The organism is Clostridium acidisoli DSM 12555, assembly GCF_900176305.1.
GTDB lineage: Bacteria > Bacillota > Clostridia > Clostridiales > Clostridiaceae > Clostridium_I > Clostridium_I acidisoli.
The window spans coordinates 1-16,329 of the sequence record NZ_FWXH01000019.1 but is presented as its reverse complement, the minus strand read 5'-3'; the positions used below and the strand labels follow the sequence as shown (position 1 = coordinate 16,329).

16 protein-coding genes and 2 riboswitches are annotated in these 16,329 nt (G+C 31.8%); of the genes, 14 read left to right on the top strand and 2 right to left on the bottom strand.

Translation table 11 applies throughout. The features are described 5' to 3' along the window. Genes sufD through sufU form a run of 3 tightly spaced genes read left to right on the top strand, consistent with a single transcriptional unit; the run spans position 1 to position 2,741 of the window. Positions 1 to 1,107, top strand: coding sequence for a Fe-S cluster assembly protein SufD (gene sufD / locus B8978_RS15970; protein ID WP_084117303.1), 1,107 nt, complete (start codon positions 1 to 3; stop codon positions 1,105 to 1,107). Beyond that, the gene (locus tag B8978_RS15965) at positions 1,100 to 2,329 is read left to right on the top strand and encodes a cysteine desulfurase (RefSeq protein ID WP_084117302.1); all 1,230 of its coding nucleotides are present in this window, start codon (positions 1,100 to 1,102) and stop codon (positions 2,327 to 2,329) included. Before sufD ends, B8978_RS15965 begins: the two co-directional genes overlap by 8 nt. Further along, entirely contained in the window at positions 2,316 to 2,741 is a 426-nt protein-coding gene (sufU, locus tag B8978_RS15960; protein WP_084117301.1) for a Fe-S cluster assembly sulfur transfer protein SufU, read from the top strand. Before B8978_RS15965 ends, sufU begins: the two co-directional genes overlap by 14 nt. Before the next feature lie 69 nt (positions 2,742 to 2,810). Here the strand turns inward: sufU and B8978_RS15955 are convergent, their stop codons facing one another. Both B8978_RS15955 and B8978_RS15950 read right to left on the bottom strand, forming a co-directional pair. Continuing rightward, entirely contained in the window at positions 2,811 to 3,872 is a 1,062-nt protein-coding gene (locus tag B8978_RS15955) for a lactonase family protein (protein ID WP_084117300.1), read from the bottom strand. Positions 3,873 to 3,888: 16 nt separating this feature from the next. Then, positions 3,889 to 4,224 (bottom strand): winged helix-turn-helix transcriptional regulator, encoded by a 336-nt coding sequence (locus tag B8978_RS15950; protein ID WP_084117299.1) that lies wholly within the window; start codon positions 4,222 to 4,224, stop codon positions 3,889 to 3,891. A 277-nt stretch (positions 4,225 to 4,501) separates the two neighbouring features. Here B8978_RS15950 and B8978_RS15945 point away from each other — a divergent pair, with 277 nt between their 5' ends. From B8978_RS15945 to B8978_RS15895, 11 genes are all read left to right on the top strand, one after another. Then, positions 4,502 to 5,128, top strand: coding sequence for a GntR family transcriptional regulator (locus tag B8978_RS15945; RefSeq protein ID WP_084117330.1), 627 nt, complete (start codon positions 4,502 to 4,504; stop codon positions 5,126 to 5,128). Between the two features lie 163 nt (positions 5,129 to 5,291). Further along, the gene (locus B8978_RS15940; RefSeq protein ID WP_084117298.1) at positions 5,292 to 6,419 is read left to right on the top strand and encodes an ABC transporter ATP-binding protein; all 1,128 of its coding nucleotides are present in this window, start codon (positions 5,292 to 5,294) and stop codon (positions 6,417 to 6,419) included. Continuing rightward, complete coding sequence (locus tag B8978_RS15935) at positions 6,419 to 8,002, top strand: ABC transporter permease/substrate-binding protein (RefSeq protein ID WP_084117297.1); 1,584 nt, start codon at positions 6,419 to 6,421, stop codon at positions 8,000 to 8,002. Before B8978_RS15940 ends, B8978_RS15935 begins: the two co-directional genes overlap by 1 nt. Before the next feature lie 111 nt (positions 8,003 to 8,113). Then, positions 8,114 to 8,335 carry a NifU family protein gene (locus B8978_RS15930; RefSeq protein WP_084117296.1) on the top strand — a complete coding sequence of 74 codons (222 nt, stop codon included), beginning with the start codon at positions 8,114 to 8,116 and terminating at the stop codon, positions 8,333 to 8,335. A gap of 17 nt (positions 8,336 to 8,352) precedes the next feature. Beyond that, complete coding sequence (locus tag B8978_RS15925; RefSeq protein ID WP_084117295.1) at positions 8,353 to 9,516, top strand: iron-containing alcohol dehydrogenase; 1,164 nt, start codon at positions 8,353 to 8,355, stop codon at positions 9,514 to 9,516. Positions 9,517 to 9,684: 168 nt separating this feature from the next. Next, positions 9,685 to 9,796, top strand: a riboswitch (SAM riboswitch). A 76-nt stretch (positions 9,797 to 9,872) separates the two neighbouring features. Then, the gene (locus B8978_RS15920; protein ID WP_084117293.1) at positions 9,873 to 11,333 is read left to right on the top strand and encodes a nitrogenase component 1; all 1,461 of its coding nucleotides are present in this window, start codon (positions 9,873 to 9,875) and stop codon (positions 11,331 to 11,333) included. Beyond that, a complete protein-coding gene (locus B8978_RS15915; protein WP_084117291.1) occupies positions 11,333 to 12,655 on the top strand; it encodes a nitrogenase component 1 in 1,323 nt (440 codons plus the stop codon). The genes B8978_RS15920 and B8978_RS15915 overlap by 1 nt, the downstream gene beginning before the upstream one ends. 19 nt (positions 12,656 to 12,674) lie before the next feature. Further along, positions 12,675 to 13,028, top strand: a complete 354-nt coding sequence (locus B8978_RS15910; protein WP_084117289.1) for a NifB/NifX family molybdenum-iron cluster-binding protein — start codon at positions 12,675 to 12,677, stop codon at positions 13,026 to 13,028. Positions 13,029 to 13,056: 28 nt separating this feature from the next. Then, positions 13,057 to 14,349, top strand: a complete 1,293-nt coding sequence (locus tag B8978_RS15905) for an O-acetylhomoserine aminocarboxypropyltransferase/cysteine synthase family protein (RefSeq protein ID WP_084117287.1) — start codon at positions 13,057 to 13,059, stop codon at positions 14,347 to 14,349. Between the two features lie 37 nt (positions 14,350 to 14,386). Next, positions 14,387 to 15,238, top strand: a complete 852-nt coding sequence (gene nifH / locus B8978_RS15900) for a nitrogenase iron protein (protein ID WP_278327016.1) — start codon at positions 14,387 to 14,389, stop codon at positions 15,236 to 15,238. Positions 15,239 to 15,303: 65 nt separating this feature from the next. Beyond that, positions 15,304 to 15,750, top strand: coding sequence for a pyridoxamine 5'-phosphate oxidase family protein (locus tag B8978_RS15895; protein WP_084117283.1), 447 nt, complete (start codon positions 15,304 to 15,306; stop codon positions 15,748 to 15,750). Between the two features lie 248 nt (positions 15,751 to 15,998). After that, positions 15,999 to 16,107, top strand: a riboswitch (SAM riboswitch). The last annotated feature ends 222 nt before the right edge of the window (positions 16,108 to 16,329 follow it).

The window sequence follows — 16,329 nt, the reverse complement described above, 5'->3', positions numbered from 1 at the left end:
ATGAGCGAAAATGCATTGAGTAAAATAAATAATATTCCAGTAAGAACTTGGAGATGGCTTGGGGTAAATAATGTATCCGTAAATCATAAACTTCCGGAAGTAAAACCTTATAACCTTGACGCCTTAAGAGGAAACACTGGAGATGGATTAAATCTAATAAGCATAGATAAGAACAAAAATTCACTTAGAATTTTTGATACTTTCGACTATGAAGGTGTTGGCGAAAAACTTAGTGAACAAGTGAAGAGCAAGTACAACACAGGATTTTTGGTTGAAACTGAGGCATATAAAAAAATTCTAGAGCCTGTAATTATAAATTATGATTTTGACAAAGACAACGATATAGTTGTAGATGACAATGTTATAATTGCAGAAGAAGATAGTGAAATAACTATAATTGTAAGATATAGTTCAAAAGAAGAATTAAATTTCTTCCATAATGGACTTACAAGGATTTATTGTAAAAAAGGTTCAACAGTAAATCTTATAAAAATTCAGACACTCTCAGATGAAAGCACTCACCTAGATGCAAATGTTGCAAAACTAGAAGATGGTGCAACTATAAACTATGTTCTTGTGGAACTTGGTTCTAAGGACAGTATAACAAATTTTAGAACAGATTTAGAAGGTTTTAGAAGTAGTACTAATATGCATTCTGTGTATATCGGTGATAAAGAAAGAAATATAGATATTAATTATCTTGTAAATCACTATGGTAAAGAGACAAAAAGTTCAATTGAATCAAAAGGTGCCTTAATGGATAAAAGTAATAAGATATTTAAAGGAACGCTTGACTTTAAAAAAGGTGCTTCAAAGGCAAAAGGCCAAGAGGAAGAGTATGCAGTGCTTCTAAGCCCAAAGGTAAGAAATAGATCAGTTCCAGTATTATTATGTACTGAAGATGATGTTGAAGGGCAACATGCAGCAAGTGCAGGTAAAATAGATGAAAACAAGCTTTTTTATCTTATGACAAGAGGCTTCAGTGAAAAAGAAGCAAAAAAACTTATAATCGAAGCTGCCATAAGCCCTATTATAGATAGGATTCCAGAGGACGATACTAAGGTAGAAATTTATGAAAATATCAGGAGGAAGCTGATAAATGAGTAATAAGTATAGAGTAGATTTTCCTACTATAAATCAAGAAGTAAATGGTCATAAACTTGCATATTTAGATAGTGCAGCTACAACACAAAAACCACTATCTGTAATTAAAGCTGTGGATGAATATTATAGTTTGTTCAATGCAAATCCACATAGAGGTGCATATTATTTAAGTGTTAAGGCAACTGAAATGTATGAAAACTCTAGAGAAGTTATAAAGGATTTTATTGGAGCAGAAAAAGGAAAAGAAATAGTATTTGTAAAAAATGCTACTGAAGGCTTTAATTTATTATCATATGCATATGGAATGAACTTCATAAATGAAGGTGATGAAATAGTAATATCTATTGCAGAACATCATTCAAATTTAGTTACATGGCAACAGGTTGCAAAAGCAAAGGGTGCAGTTCTTAAATATATGTATTTAAATGAAGACGGCATAGTAGATGATGCTGAGATAGAGAGCAAGATAACAGAAAAAACTAAAATAGTTTCTGTTACTCACGTATCTAATGTACTTGGAACAATAAATCCTGTTAAAAAAATAATAGAAAAAGCTCATAGTGTAGGAGCTATAGCTATTTTAGATGGTTCACAAAGCATACCTCACATGAAGGTAAATGTAAGAGAATTGGATGCAGACTTTGTTGTGTTTTCAGGTCATAAGATGTTGTCTCCAATGGGAATAGGCGTTTTATATGGTAAGGAAGAACTTTTAGAAAAAATGCCTCCATTTATGTTTGGTGGAGATATGATTGAATATGTGTGGGAACAAGAATCAACCTTTGCAGAAGTTCCTCATAAATTTGAAGGTGGAACTCAAAATGTTGGTGGTGCAGTTGGTCTTACTGCTGCAATACAATATTTAAACAAAATTGGAATGGAAAATGTAGAAAAAATAGAAAAAGAACTTGTAAGTTATGCAATAGAGAAACTTAGTGAAATTCCATATGTAACTATTTATGGAACTAAGGATATTGAAAAGAAAGCAGGAGTAATATCATTTAATGTAAATGATGTACATCCTCATGATGTTTCATCTATATTGGATTCTTATGGAGTTTCAATAAGATCAGGTCATCACTGTGCTCATCCATTAATGAGATATATGAATGTCAATGCTACCTGTAGAGCAAGCTTTTATATATACAATACTAAAGAAGATGTAGATGCTTTAGTAGAGGCATTAAAGAATACAAGGAAGTGGTTAGGATATGGATCTAAATAGTATATATTCCGAAATCATAGCTGAACATAACTCCTCAAATCATAATAAGAGGCATGTTGAAGGTGCAGATCATATAGAAAAAGGTCATAATCCAAGCTGTGGAGATGAAATAGAACTAGAACTAAAGATTGAAAATGGAATAATAGAAGATGCAGGATTTACAGGTATAGGATGTGCTATATCCCAGGCATCTACTTCTATAATGATAGATTTAATAAAAGGGAAAACAGTAGAAGAAGCAAAACATATTGTTGAAACTTTTTTAGGAATGATTAAAAGAGAGATTACAGATGAGAAGGAACTAGAAATACTAGAAGATGCTTTGGCACTAAAAAACATTTCTAATATGCCAGCTAGAGTTAAATGTGCAGTACTTGCATGGCATACCTTGAATCAATCGTTAAATAAATAAAAAAGGGATGTATCAAGATAATAACAATTGCCTTCCAATTTCTTATTATCTTGATACATCCCTCTAGATTTAATTTAAAAACTTAATGCATACAGGGTTTGGTATATATTCAGATACATCTAGATAGGTTAACGCACCTGTAGAAGAATTAATTGAATACAGTTCTACATTATTTGTGTTTTGGTTTGCTGCAACTAAAAATTTGCCGGAAGGTGATATAGAAAAATCACGAGGTCCCTGTCCTTTAAGCATATTATTTGATGATAATGCAAGCTTCCCGGAAAGAGAATCCACGGTAAACACTGTTATGCTACTGTTGTCATTACTACGATTTGACACGTATAGAAAGTTTCCATCATGAGAAATATGGATTGCGCCACCACCACTTTCTAATGTAAAACCTTTTGGTAATGCAGATATGTATTGAAGTACTTCAAATGAACCGCTAGCACTATTATATTTTAAAGTTATAACTTCTGAGCTTAATTCTGTGATTATATATGCAAAATTACCATTTGGATGAAAGGTTAAATGCCTTGGGCCAGAACCAGGTTTAAAATTAATATTTTTTTCTGTAAGTTCTTCAAGTTTGTCACCTTTTAAGCTATATACAAATAGCTTGTCTAATCCCAAATCAACCACGCAAAGGTATTTTTTATCTGGTGTAAAAGTTGAAAAGTGAATATGAGCGCTATCTTGTCTTAATTTATTTGGACCAGAGCCTTTATGCAGAATTGTAGCTAAAGAATTTTTAATGCTTCCGTCGGAAGAAACATTGTAGCATATAAGTTCTGCTTTATGATAATTTGAAGTAAAAACGTATTCATTGCTTTCATCTAAGACCACATGACAAGGTGATTTGCCATCTGTAAATTTACAGTTTAAAGGCTCTAGATTATAATTTGAATCAATTTTGAAAGATGCTATTCCACCTCTTTCACCAATCTTTATTACAGAATAAAGATTGGTATTGTTTTTGTTTATTGCAACATAAGTTGGATTAGAAAGTTCAGCAGAAAGTCTTATATTCTCTATGATGCCCTTATTTTCATTAAGAGTAAACCTATAAATTCCTTTACTCTCTCCAGAAGTGTAAGTCCCAACGTAAGCAGTATATTTTTTATCCCCCATAATATTACCTCCTCAATTATATGTTTATATTGTTTTTATTTGCGTAATCAGATCCCCAGGTGCACATCTTTTCGAGAATTTCCTGAAGGCTTTTCCCATAATTTGAACTTGAATATTCAACTTTAGGAGGCACTTCAGCATAAACTTTTCTTGTAATTAGTCCATCACTTTCCATCTCTCTAAGTTGTTGGGTAAGCATTTTTTGAGTTATGTCAGGAATCAATCTTTTTATTTCTGAAAAACGTTTTGTGCCCATATTTAGATACCAAAGTATTCGCATCTTCCATTTGCCACCAATTAAATCCATTGTTAGCTCCATGGAACAGGAATATTCACTTTTTTTATGTGTCATTTAACTTCCTCCAAAATTGGCTTGTTATTTTTTTGAGTATGTCATATATTAAGGTATACTATTAGTAACTATAGCACTAATAGTATAGTACTATTTATTACATATTATAATATCAAATTTATAATTCAATTACAATTATTCAGTGATTTATTAAAAAAATAATATTAATAAGTTGTTTACAGTTAATTAATATTACTCTATACTGTATTTGATAAAAAACAGTATATAACGATAAAGGGGGGACACACTAAAACTAAAATAGTCTTAGTGAGTGTACATGTTTAGTGAATCCAAAGAAAAACCAATTTATAAAAAGATAGCCATTGATATTGCTAATAGGATAATTCAAGGAGATTTTGCTATTGGAGAGAGGTTATATGGACGGTCAGTTCTTTCAAGCCATTACAATGTATCTCCAGAAACAATTAGGAAAGCCATTATCTTACTTAATGAAATGGATGTAGTTGAAGTTACAAAAGGAAGTGGGATTGTAGTAAAATCTGTAGACAATTGTCTGAAATTTGTAGATAAATTTAAGGACATGGAATCTATTAGTTCATTAAAAAAAAGCATATTAAATTTGATGGATGAACGAGAAGAGATAGAAAAAAAATTGGATATACAAATAAATGATTTAATGGATTACACTAGTAGATTTGGGAAAAGTAATCCGTTTAGACCCTTTGAGTTTGAAATAGAGGCTGGATGTATAGTGCTTGGAAAAACAATTGCTGAAACAAATTTTTGGCAAAAAACCAAGGCAACTATTATAGGAATAAGACGTGATGGAAAACTTAGTCTTTCACCAGGGCCATATGCTGTTTTTCAAAGTGGAGATGTATTTGTAGCAATTGGAGATGAGGATAGTTATTATAAAATAAAAGAATTTTTATATAAAAAATAAGGTTTAAAATAAGAAAAACCAGCATGATTTTAATGCTGGTTTTTCTTATTTTTAAAGTTAAACTGGTCAGTGCATATAAACAGAAAAGTCTTTATATTCTTTACAAAGTAACAACTTTATAATATAATAGGAGTTGTTACTTAACAAGAAAGGAGCAAAATTTATGATAGAGTTTAAAAATGTAAGCAAAGTGGTAGGAAATAAAATCATACTTAATAATATGAGTTTAAAGATAGAAAAAGGAGAGCTTGTAACACTTATTGGACCAAGCGGCTGTGGGAAAACAACTACATTAAAGATGATAAATAAATTGATTAAAGTAAGTTCAGGAGAAATTTTAATTGATAATAAAAATATTGAAGGTGAAGACACTATAAAGCTTAGAAGAAATATGGGGTATGTCATACAGCAAACAGGTCTTTTACCTCATTTAACAGTAAAAGAAAATATAGAATTAATACCTTCACTAGAAAAAATAGATGCAGAAAAAATAAATAATAGAACAATAGAATTATTAAAGATGGTTGATATGAATCCCGATGAATATTTGAATAAATATCCTAACGAATTAAGCGGTGGACAGCAACAAAGAATTGGTATTGCAAGAGCGTTTGCTATGGACCCGGAAGTAATACTAATGGACGAGCCTTTTAGTGCCTTGGATCCAGTAACAAGGAATCAACTTCAAGATGAGGTCTTTAATATACAGCAAAATATTAAAAAAACTATAGTTTTTGTAACTCATGATATGGATGAGGCATTAAAACTTGCAGATAGAATTTGCATCATTGAAAATGGTAGTGTTATTCAATATGATATTCCTGAAAATATATTAAAAAATCCAGCTAATGACTTTGTAAAAAACTTTATAGGAGAAGACAGAATATGGAGTCAACCAGAATTTATAAAAGCAAGAGATATAATGATAAAAAGTCCTATAAAGGCAAGTGCAGAGAGAACTCTTTTACAGGGAATTGAGATTATGAAGGCAAATCATGTAGATAGCCTACTTATAGTAGATAAGGAAAACATATTAAATGGAATAATAACTTTAAAGGAAATAAGGGCTACACCTAATAAAAATATAAAGTTAAAAGATATTATGGAGAGGGAACTTATAACAGCATATGAAGATGACTCTATAGTAGATGTAATTGAAAAAATAGAAAAGGAAAATGTAAGTTACATTCCAATTACAGATAAAAAATCAAAACTACTTGGACTTATTACAAAAAGTAGCTTGCTATCAGTTTTAAGTAGCCAGCTTTTAAGTAAGGAAGTGGAAGAATAATGAATGATATAAGTAATTTTATAAGTTTTGTAGTAGAAAGAAAAGAACAAATATTTAATCTGTTTTTACAACACATTGAATTGACAATATTTGCAGTAGTAATTTCTATAATAATAGGGGTGCCACTAGGAATAGTTATTGTTGGGAAGAAAAAAATTTCATCTACGGTTTTAGCAATAGCTAATGTTGTACAATCAATTCCAAGCATAGCTTTACTTGGGTTTTTAATACCAGCTTTTGGTATAGGAAGCAAACCAGCAATTGTAATGGTAGTTTTATATTCTTTATTACCTATTGTAAAAAATACATTTACGGGTCTTAATAATATAGATGAAGCTATTGTTGAGGCAGCGGAGGGGATTGGACTAACTAGAACTCAAATATTATTGAAGGTTAGATTCCCACTAGCAATGTCAGTTATCATGTCAGGAATTAGAATTTCTGCAGTTACTGCGGTTGGTCTTATGACTATAGCTGCATTTATTGGAGCAGGGGGACTTGGTTACTTAGTTTTTTCGGGCGTACAAACAGTTAACAACTATATGGTATTAGCAGGAGCAATACCAGCTTGTATACTTGCATTAGTGATTGATTTTATTATAGGAAAAATTGAAAATGTAGTGGTTCCTCAAGGCTTATCTTCTAGTAAAAAATCAAACAATAGAAAATCAAAAAAATTTGTTAAAATTGTAAAGAAATATAGAATTGCACTTAGTATATTAATTGTTGTGATAATAGTATCAGGAGTTGGATATAACTATTATAGTAATAAAAATGTAATAGTAATTGGGTCAAAGAATTTTAATGAGCAACTTATACTTGGGAACATGCTTGGAACGCTAATAGAAGATAATACAAATTATAAAGTTAAAGAAAAACTAAATTTAGGTGGAACTACTGTTGTGTTTAATGCAATGAAATCTGGAGACGTGGACATGTATGTTGAATATACAGGAACTGGTCTTGTGGATATAATGAAAGAGCAATCTATAAGCGACAAAGATAAGGTATATAGTAAGGTAAATGATTATTTTAAGAAAAATTATGATATGGAATGGTTAAAACCATTAGGATTTAATAACACATATGTGTTAGCAATGAAAAAGGATTTAGCAAATAAGTATAATGTAAATTCTATATCTGATTTAGCTAAGGTAAGTAATCAACTTACACTTGGAAGTACAATGGAATTTTTAAATAGGACGGATGGATATTTGGGACTTCAAAAAACATACGGACTAAATTTTAAGAGCACCAAGGGTCTTGATGGAGGCCTTAGATATACATCTTTAGGTAATAATGAAACTCAAGTTGCAGATGCCTTTTCAACAGATGGTATACTTCAGAAGATGAACCTTAAGACTTTAAAAGATGATAAAAACTTTTTTCCACCATATTATGCTGTGCCTTTAGTAAGAGAGAGCACTTTAAAAAAATATCCTGAACTAAAGCCTTTGCTTGAAAAACTTGCAAATAAAATAACAGACGAGGATATGAGAAAGTTAAATTATAAAGTTGACAATGGTGCGGATCCTAAAGTGGTAGCAGAAAATTATCTTAGAAGTAAAGGTCTAATTAAATAATATACAGTTACTAAAAGTATACTATCTATTATAAAAGTGCGTACTTGTATTTTAACGGCGTAGTAGTAAAATTATAATTGTAAAATTGAGAATTTATGAGGTGGTTATAAAATGGAAGAAAGAATAAAAGCGTCAATAGAGAGAATACGTCCAGCACTCCAAGGAGATGGCGGGGATGTAAAATATGTAAGTGTAAACAATGAGGGAGTTGTAACAGTACAGCTTCAAGGTGCATGTGGAAATTGTCCAGGTGCAATAATGACTTTAAAAATGTTTATAGAGGAAACTTTAAAAAGAGAAGTTCCAGGAGTAACAAGTGTTGTAGGAATATAGCTAGTGGAGGTAACTACATGTTAAATTTTGATTATTCAATTCCAACAAAAATATTTTTTGGAAAAAATAAAATAGAAGTTTTACCTAATGAGATAAAAAAATATGGTTCAAAAGTTCTTCTTGTATATGGTGGGGGAAGCATAAAAAGAAGTGGGCTTTATGATGATATTATAAAAGGATTAAAAGAAAACTCAATTGAATTTTGGGAACTTGCAGGTGTTGAGCCAAATCCTAGAATAACAACTGTAAGAAAAGGCGTTGAGATTTGCAGGGAGAACAAAATAGAGCTTGTATTAGCAGTAGGCGGAGGAAGTTCTATAGATTGTGCAAAGGTTGTAGCTGGAGCATATTACTATGATGGAGATGCCTGGGAGGTAGTTAAAAATCCAGGAAAAATCATAAAGGTACTTCCTGTTGCAAGTGTATTAACGCTAGCAGCTACAGGATCAGAAATGGATACCTTTGCAGTAATAACAAATATGGATGAAAATGAAAAACTTGGCACAGGAAATCCTGATATGGCACCTAAGTTTTCAATACTGGATCCAACATATACTATTACAGTACCCAAAAATCAAACAGCAGCAGGGACTGCAGATATTATGAGTCATATTTTTGAAGCATATTTCAGCAGTACAAAAGAAGCTTTTCTTCAAGATAGGATGGCAGAAGCAATGCTTAAAACTTGTATAAATTATGGTAAAAAAGCAGTAGATGAACCTGAAAACTATGAGGCAAGAGCGAACTTAATGTGGACTTCAAGTCTTGCAATAAACGGATTACTTAGCTTTGGAAAAGATTCAAATTGGGTAGTTCACCCTATGGAGCATGAATTAAGTGCTTATTATGACATAACTCATGGAGTAGGTCTTGCAATTTTAACTCCATTTTGGATGAAGTATATACTTGATGATAGCACTGTAGATAAGTTTGTTGAATTTGGTAAAAATGTATGGAACATAAGTGATGATAAGGATAAATATGATATTGCTAATACTGCAATTAATAAAACTAGAGAATTCTTTAATGAGTTGGGAATTCCTTCAAGATTAAGTGAAGTTGGAATTGATGAAAGTAAACTTCAGGAAATGGCAAAAAAATCTGTAAGATACGGCAAGATAGGTAGTTTGAAACCTATAGATGCAGATGATGTATTTAATATTTTTAAAACAGCTTTATAATTAGTAGTTGACAAAAATTCATATAACAATTATAATAAATTTTAATAAAACAAATATGAATACTTGGAAATGAACATAAAGTTGACTAGACAAACTAGAGACTATGTTAAGGAATGTTTTTAATTAAAACATTTTTAACATAGTTTTTTTGTATTAAAACTTAATATTTTCTTATCTAGAGAAACGGAGGGATTGGCCCTATGAAGTTTCAGCAACCAGTATGTTTCATTTGCATACATGGTGCTAAGTCCAACAGGTATATTTACCTGAAAGATAAGGCTAAAAGAATTAAAAATCTTCATTTAGTCTTATCTAGGTGAAGATTTTTAATTTTTTAGTGAAAAGGAGGGTTAAAGATGACAATTAATCTAAAACATCCTGTAGTTGAACTTAGAGAAAAAAGATTGGGAGCTGTGTCTGGGTATGCGGGAGACGCAGATGATTTATGTGAAAAAGCACATAGTGGTAAAATGAAAGATTTGGATAGAACCTTTTCCCAGTGTACTTCATGTAGTGCTAATCAAGTTAAAAACCAGCTAGTTTTTATTCAAGATGCAGCAGTAGTTGAGCATGGACCAGCTGGCTGTAGCGGTGATATCCCAGGTCGTAATATGGTTGGACGTTCAGGAAGAAAGAAAAGAAAATTACCCGTGCACAATTTAAATTATATTAATACAAATTTAACGGAAAAAGACATGATATACGGAGGTACAGAAAAACTAAGAAATGCAATAAGAGAAGCAAAGAGACGATTTGATCCTAAAGCTATATTTGTTACTACTACTTGTGCATCTGCAATTATTGGAGATGATGTGGAAGGAATTTGTAACTCTATAGAAAAAGAAATTGGTATTCCCGTTGTAGCTGTTTTCTGTGAAGGGTTTAGATCAAAAATTTGGGCTACGGGATTTGATGCAGCCTATCACGGAATATTAAGAAAGATTGTGAAACCTGCTAAAAAGAAGCAACCTGACTTAATAAATATAATTAATTTTCAAGGTAAGGATATTTTTACAGAGCTTTTAGGAAGAATTGGACTAAGAGTAAATTACATTGTGCCATATACAAAAATAAGTGAATTAGAACGTGTGTCAAAAGCAGCTGCAACTCTTCAAATATGTGCTACTTTAGGAACGTATTTTGCAGCAGGGCTTGAGGAACACTTTGGGGTACCAGAAGTAAAATCACCTCCACCTTATGGTATTGCAGGAACAGACAGTTGGTTAAGAGAACTTGGCAAAATAGTCCATAAGGAAAAAGAAGTTGAGGACTTAATAACTTCAGAGAAAAAAAGAATAGCACCTAGGTTTGAGGAGCTTAAAAGAAAACTAGAAGGTAAGACAGTTTATATAGGTGCGGGTTCTGCACATGGACATAGCATAATTTCAATTGTTAAAGAATATGGTATGAATTTATTAGGAGCATGTACTTGGCATCATGATGCCAAGTTTGACTGTAATGATGATAGAACTGACAGTTTAAAACATGATGTTAAAAACTATGGCAATTTCAAATTTTCTGTATGTAACAAGCAATCTTATGAAATTGTAAGCAAACTTTATAAATTGAAGCCAGACATATATATAACTAGACATGCAGGGACAATTTGGGCTACGAAACTTGGAATCCCATCTTTTGAAATGGGAGATGAACATTTTGGAGTAGGATATGAGGGACTTATAAATTATGGTGAATTGATACTAGATACAATAAGCAATCCCTTGTTTGTCAAAAATATATCAAAACACACAAAATTACCATATACAGATTGGTGGTTAAATCAAGACACGTTTGCTTTCTTAGGGGGACAAAAATAATGAGTGAATTATTACAAGAACCAAGACATTTTTGTGCATTAGGTGCACAACAGACTGTTATAGCAATTGAAAGGGCTATTCCAATAGTTCATGCAGGGCCAGGGTGTAGCGCAAAATTAACAACAGCTATGTCTTCATGTGGAGGGCAACAAGGCTCAGGATACACTGGAGGAGATGCCATTCCATGTAGTAATTTAGTTGAAAATGATGTGGTGTTTGGTGGAGAAAAAAAGTTACGCAGGCTTATAGAAGGAACTTTAAAGGTCATGGATGGCGATTTTTTTGTTGTTTTAACAGGATGCATTTCTGACATTGTTGGTGATGATGTTGGAAGGGTTGTAAAAGATTTTACGGAAAAAGGTATTCCAATCGTTTATGCGGAAACCGGTGGATTTAAGGGAGATGCATATAAAGGACATGAACTAGTTTTAGAGGCAATAATACAACAATATTTAAAACCTGTTCCTGAAAAAAAATCTAGACTAGTTAATGTATTTGCATCTGCGCCTAACCACGATCCATTTTGGGAGGGGGATTTAAACGAAATAAAAAAACTGCTTGGAAGTATTGGACTTAAAGCAAATATACTCTTTGGTCATAACAGTGGGGGTATTAATGCAATAAAGGATATACCAGCTGCTGAGTTTAATCTTGTAATATCGCCTTGGCTGGGGCTTAGACCTGCAGAAATGCTGAAAGAAAAATTTAATACACCATATTTACATTATCCTGTCTTACCTATTGGAGGAGTAGAGACTAGCAAATTTTTAAGAACAGTTGGAAAATTTGCAAATATAGATACGGATTTGGTAGAGAAGGTTATTAAAGAATATGAAGATGAATATTTTTATTATTTAGCTCGTTCAGCAGATTTTCTCATTCAATCAAGATTTGATTTGCCTAAAAAGTTTTTTATCATTAATGATGCATCGTATACACTAGGTATAAGTAAATTTTTGGTGAACGACTTAGGGCTTTTACCAGTTCATCAGTTTATTACGGAGGATGTACCAGAGAAATTTAAAAAAGGCATAAAAGAAAACTTTAAAGACTTTCCACTGGGAATATCAACAGATGTTACATTTTCTCAAGATGGATGGTATATAAATGAGCAAATAGAAAAATACAACATAAATACTACGCCATTGATTCTTGGAAGTTCGTGGGATATGGATATAGCAAACGAGATAAATGGTCTACATTTAAGCGTAGGGCTTCCAATATCTGATAGGCTTATTTTAAACCATACCTACGTAGGATATCGAGGTGGACTAAATTTGACAGAAGATATTTATAGTAAATTACTTTCAAAACATAATTAATTTAGAGAGGTGTTAATTTATGAGTTATAGAATAGCAGTTGGAAGTGGTGATGGTGTATTTGTAGATCAACATTTTGCAACAGCACTACAATTTTTAATATATGAAGTAAATGGTGAGGAATATGATTTTATTGAATCAAGAAGTAACAGAATAGATTGCGAGTGTAGTGAATATCACAAAAACAAGTTTTCACCACTTACAGAAAAAATTAATGATTGTAGAGCGGTACTTGTAGGAAGGATAGGCCCTGGTGCCCAAAATGCACTTAAAGAACAAGGCATAGATTCTTATGATATTCAGGAATCTATTGATGTGGCCTTAGAGAAATTAATTGATTATTATAATAAAACTGATAGCAAATTAAAAATTTAAATCAAAGGTTTTAAGGGGAGTTGTGTTTATGGCATCAGAACAGAATTATGGATTTGAAACACTTCAAGTTAGAGGCGGATATGATCCTGCAAAACATAATTATGCATCCACGGTACCAATTTATCAGACTGCATCTTTTAATATTGGCGATACTGATAGATTAAAGAGATTAAAAGCTAAAGAAGAACAAGGCTTTTTTTACACTAGAAGTGGGAATCCAACCTTAGATATACTTGAAAAAAGAATAACAGCACTTGAAGGGGGAACTTCTGCTTTAGCTGTGGCATCTGGAATGGCAGCAGTAGCGTATTCTTTACTAAATGTAGCTGAGGGAGGGGGTGAAATTGTAGCAGTACATTCTCTTTATGCGGGGTCTTACAATCTTTTGGAACACACACTCCCAAAGCTTGGAATTAACGTAAATTGGGTGGAAGATCCATATGATATTGAACAATTTAGAGAAGCAATAACTGAAGACACTAAAACAATATTTGTTGAGACCATTGGAAATCCATTAATCAATGTGATTGATATAGGAAGAATAGCAGAAGTTGCTCATGAAAGAGGAATTCCCCTTATTGTGGATAATACCTTTGCTAGTCCATATCTTTTAAAGCCATTTGATTTTGGGGCAGATATTGTTGTATACTCATCAACTAAAACTTTAGGTGGGCATGGATCAACGCTTGGTGGATTAATAGTTGAGAATGGCAAATTCAATTGGAATAATGGTAAATTCCCCAATTTTACTATAGATGATTATAAACTTCAAAACAAAAAAGTGGTTGATGAATTTCCTAATAGTGCTTTTACTGCAAAAATAAGACTTCATTATTTATCTGATTTTGGAGCGGTATTAAGTCCCTTTGATGCATTTTTAATAATTCAAGGTCTAGAGACTTTGTCAGTAAGAGTTGAAAGAGAGGTTAAAAACACAGAAGCTATAGTTGAATTTCTTTCACAACATCCACAAGTTTCATGGATTAGCTATCCTACAATTTCAAATGATAAAAACAAGGAACTAGCAAAAAAATATTTTCATAAAGGAGCTGGTTCTATACTTTCATTTGGATTTAAAGGAGAGCAAGAGTCCATCAATAAGTTTTTAAGCAGTTTGAAAGTTTTTAGTTTTCTTGTAAATGTTGGAGATTCCAAATCACTTGCCGTGCAACCAAGTGAAACGACACATTCATCGCTAAGTGATGAAAATAAAATTAAGGCAGGTGTATTTAAAGAAGCAATAAGACTTTCTATTGGATTAGAGAACATAGAAGATTTAATTGAAGACCTAAAACAAGCGTTTAAGAAGTCCTTAGAATAATGTTTCTATTAATGCTTTAGTCAAATTCAAAAAAATAATATCTTATATTTTAGAGGAGGAACGTCAAATGAGACAAGTAGCTATTTATGGGAAGGGTGGAATTGGCAAATCCACAACAACTCAAAATCTTACAGCAGGTCTTGCTGAAATGGGAAAAAAAATAATGGTAGTAGGTTGTGATCCAAAAGCGGATTCTACAAGACTTTTACTTGGAGGATTAGCACAAAGATCGGTTCTTGACACTTTAAGGGCTGAAGGAGAAGATATTGACATCAATGCAATAATGAAAAAGGGTTATGGAAACATAAACTGTGTTGAATCTGGTGGACCAGAACCAGGGGTTGGATGTGCAGGTAGAGGTATAATAACTTCAATTAATATGCTTGAACAACTTGGTGCATATGAAGATGATTTAGATTATGTATTTTACGATGTACTTGGAGACGTTGTATGTGGTGGCTTTGCTATGCCAATACGTGAAGGAAAAGCAAAAGAGATATATATAGTTGCAAGTGGAGAAATGATGGCGTTATATGCTGCTAATAATATTGCAAAGGGTATCTTAAAATTTGCTAATAGTGGTGGAGTTAGATTAGGTGGCATAATTTGTAATAGCAGAAAAGTGTCTAATGAATACGAATTATTAGATGCATTTGCTAAAGAACTTGGAAGCCAATTAATTCACTTTGTACCAAGAAGTCCAGTAGTAACAAAAGCAGAAATTAATAAGAAAACTGTTATAGATTTTGATCCAAAAGCAGAGCAGGCTGATGAATATAGAACGTTAGCACAAAGAATTGATAATAATAAGTTGTTCGTAATTCCAAAGCCAATGACTCAAGAAAGACTTGAAGAAATAATGATGGAATTCGGTCTTAATGATTTATAAATTTAATGTTTTCCTATATAGAGAAACTGAGGGACTGGTCCAATAAGATTAAATGGAGGAATAAAATGAGTGAAGTTTTAAGTAGTGCAATTGCCTATATTGAGCAATCTAAAGTAGGATTATTAGTAACAATAGGTGAGGATGGAGTTCCATATGTTAGAGATATTGGTGCATTCTCAAATGACAGTTCAGATATATATTTTTTTACAGCAAAAGCAACACAAAAGGTTAAACATATAGCATTAAATCCAAAGGTAACAATATATTTTGAAAATGAAGGTCAACAATATGAAAGTTTTAAAAGTGTAGCTGTAAGTGGTATAGCGTCAGAAGTTACAGAAGAAAATGAATTTAGTAAAGCTGTAGAAGGAATAAGTAAAAGATACCCGGTAATAAAGGACTTAGTATTAAGTGGAGAAATAAAAAATACTTCAATATATAAAATTAAAACTAGTTTTGTTAAATTGGCAGATTACACAAAAAAGCCTAAAGAGGTAATTGAAGGAATTTAATACTTTCTTATTTAAATTGGGGTTTAAAATGTAATTTATGAATAAAAATATATTTTTACTAATTTATATGCAAAAAATACGAGAAAAGTTTGACAAAATAAAAATATACGACTATAATAATAACAAGTAAACAAATCGTAATACTTGGATATATTTAGTCAACTAGACAAACTAGAGACTATGTTTAACGACATTTGTATAAAATGTATCGTTTGGCATGGTCTCTTATTTTATTAAAATTTAATATTTTCTTATCTAGAGAAACTGAGGGACTGGCCCAATGAAGTTTCAGCAACCAGTGTGTTTCATTCGCATGCATGGTGCTAAATCCAGCAGGAAATCCCTGAGAGATAAGGCTAAAATATATGAGAAATCCTCATTTAGTCTTATCTAAATGGGGATTTATTTTATAAAACAAGATATTAGAATACAAATGTTGAATTTAAGGAGGAAGTGGAGATGAAAAGATTTAAAACTTTAATAGTATTATTAGGAACTGTTTTTATATTAGCTGGATGTGGAAATAGTGAGGTGAAAAAAAATGACAGTAAAAAATCAGGTGTGGACTTAAGTAGTGTG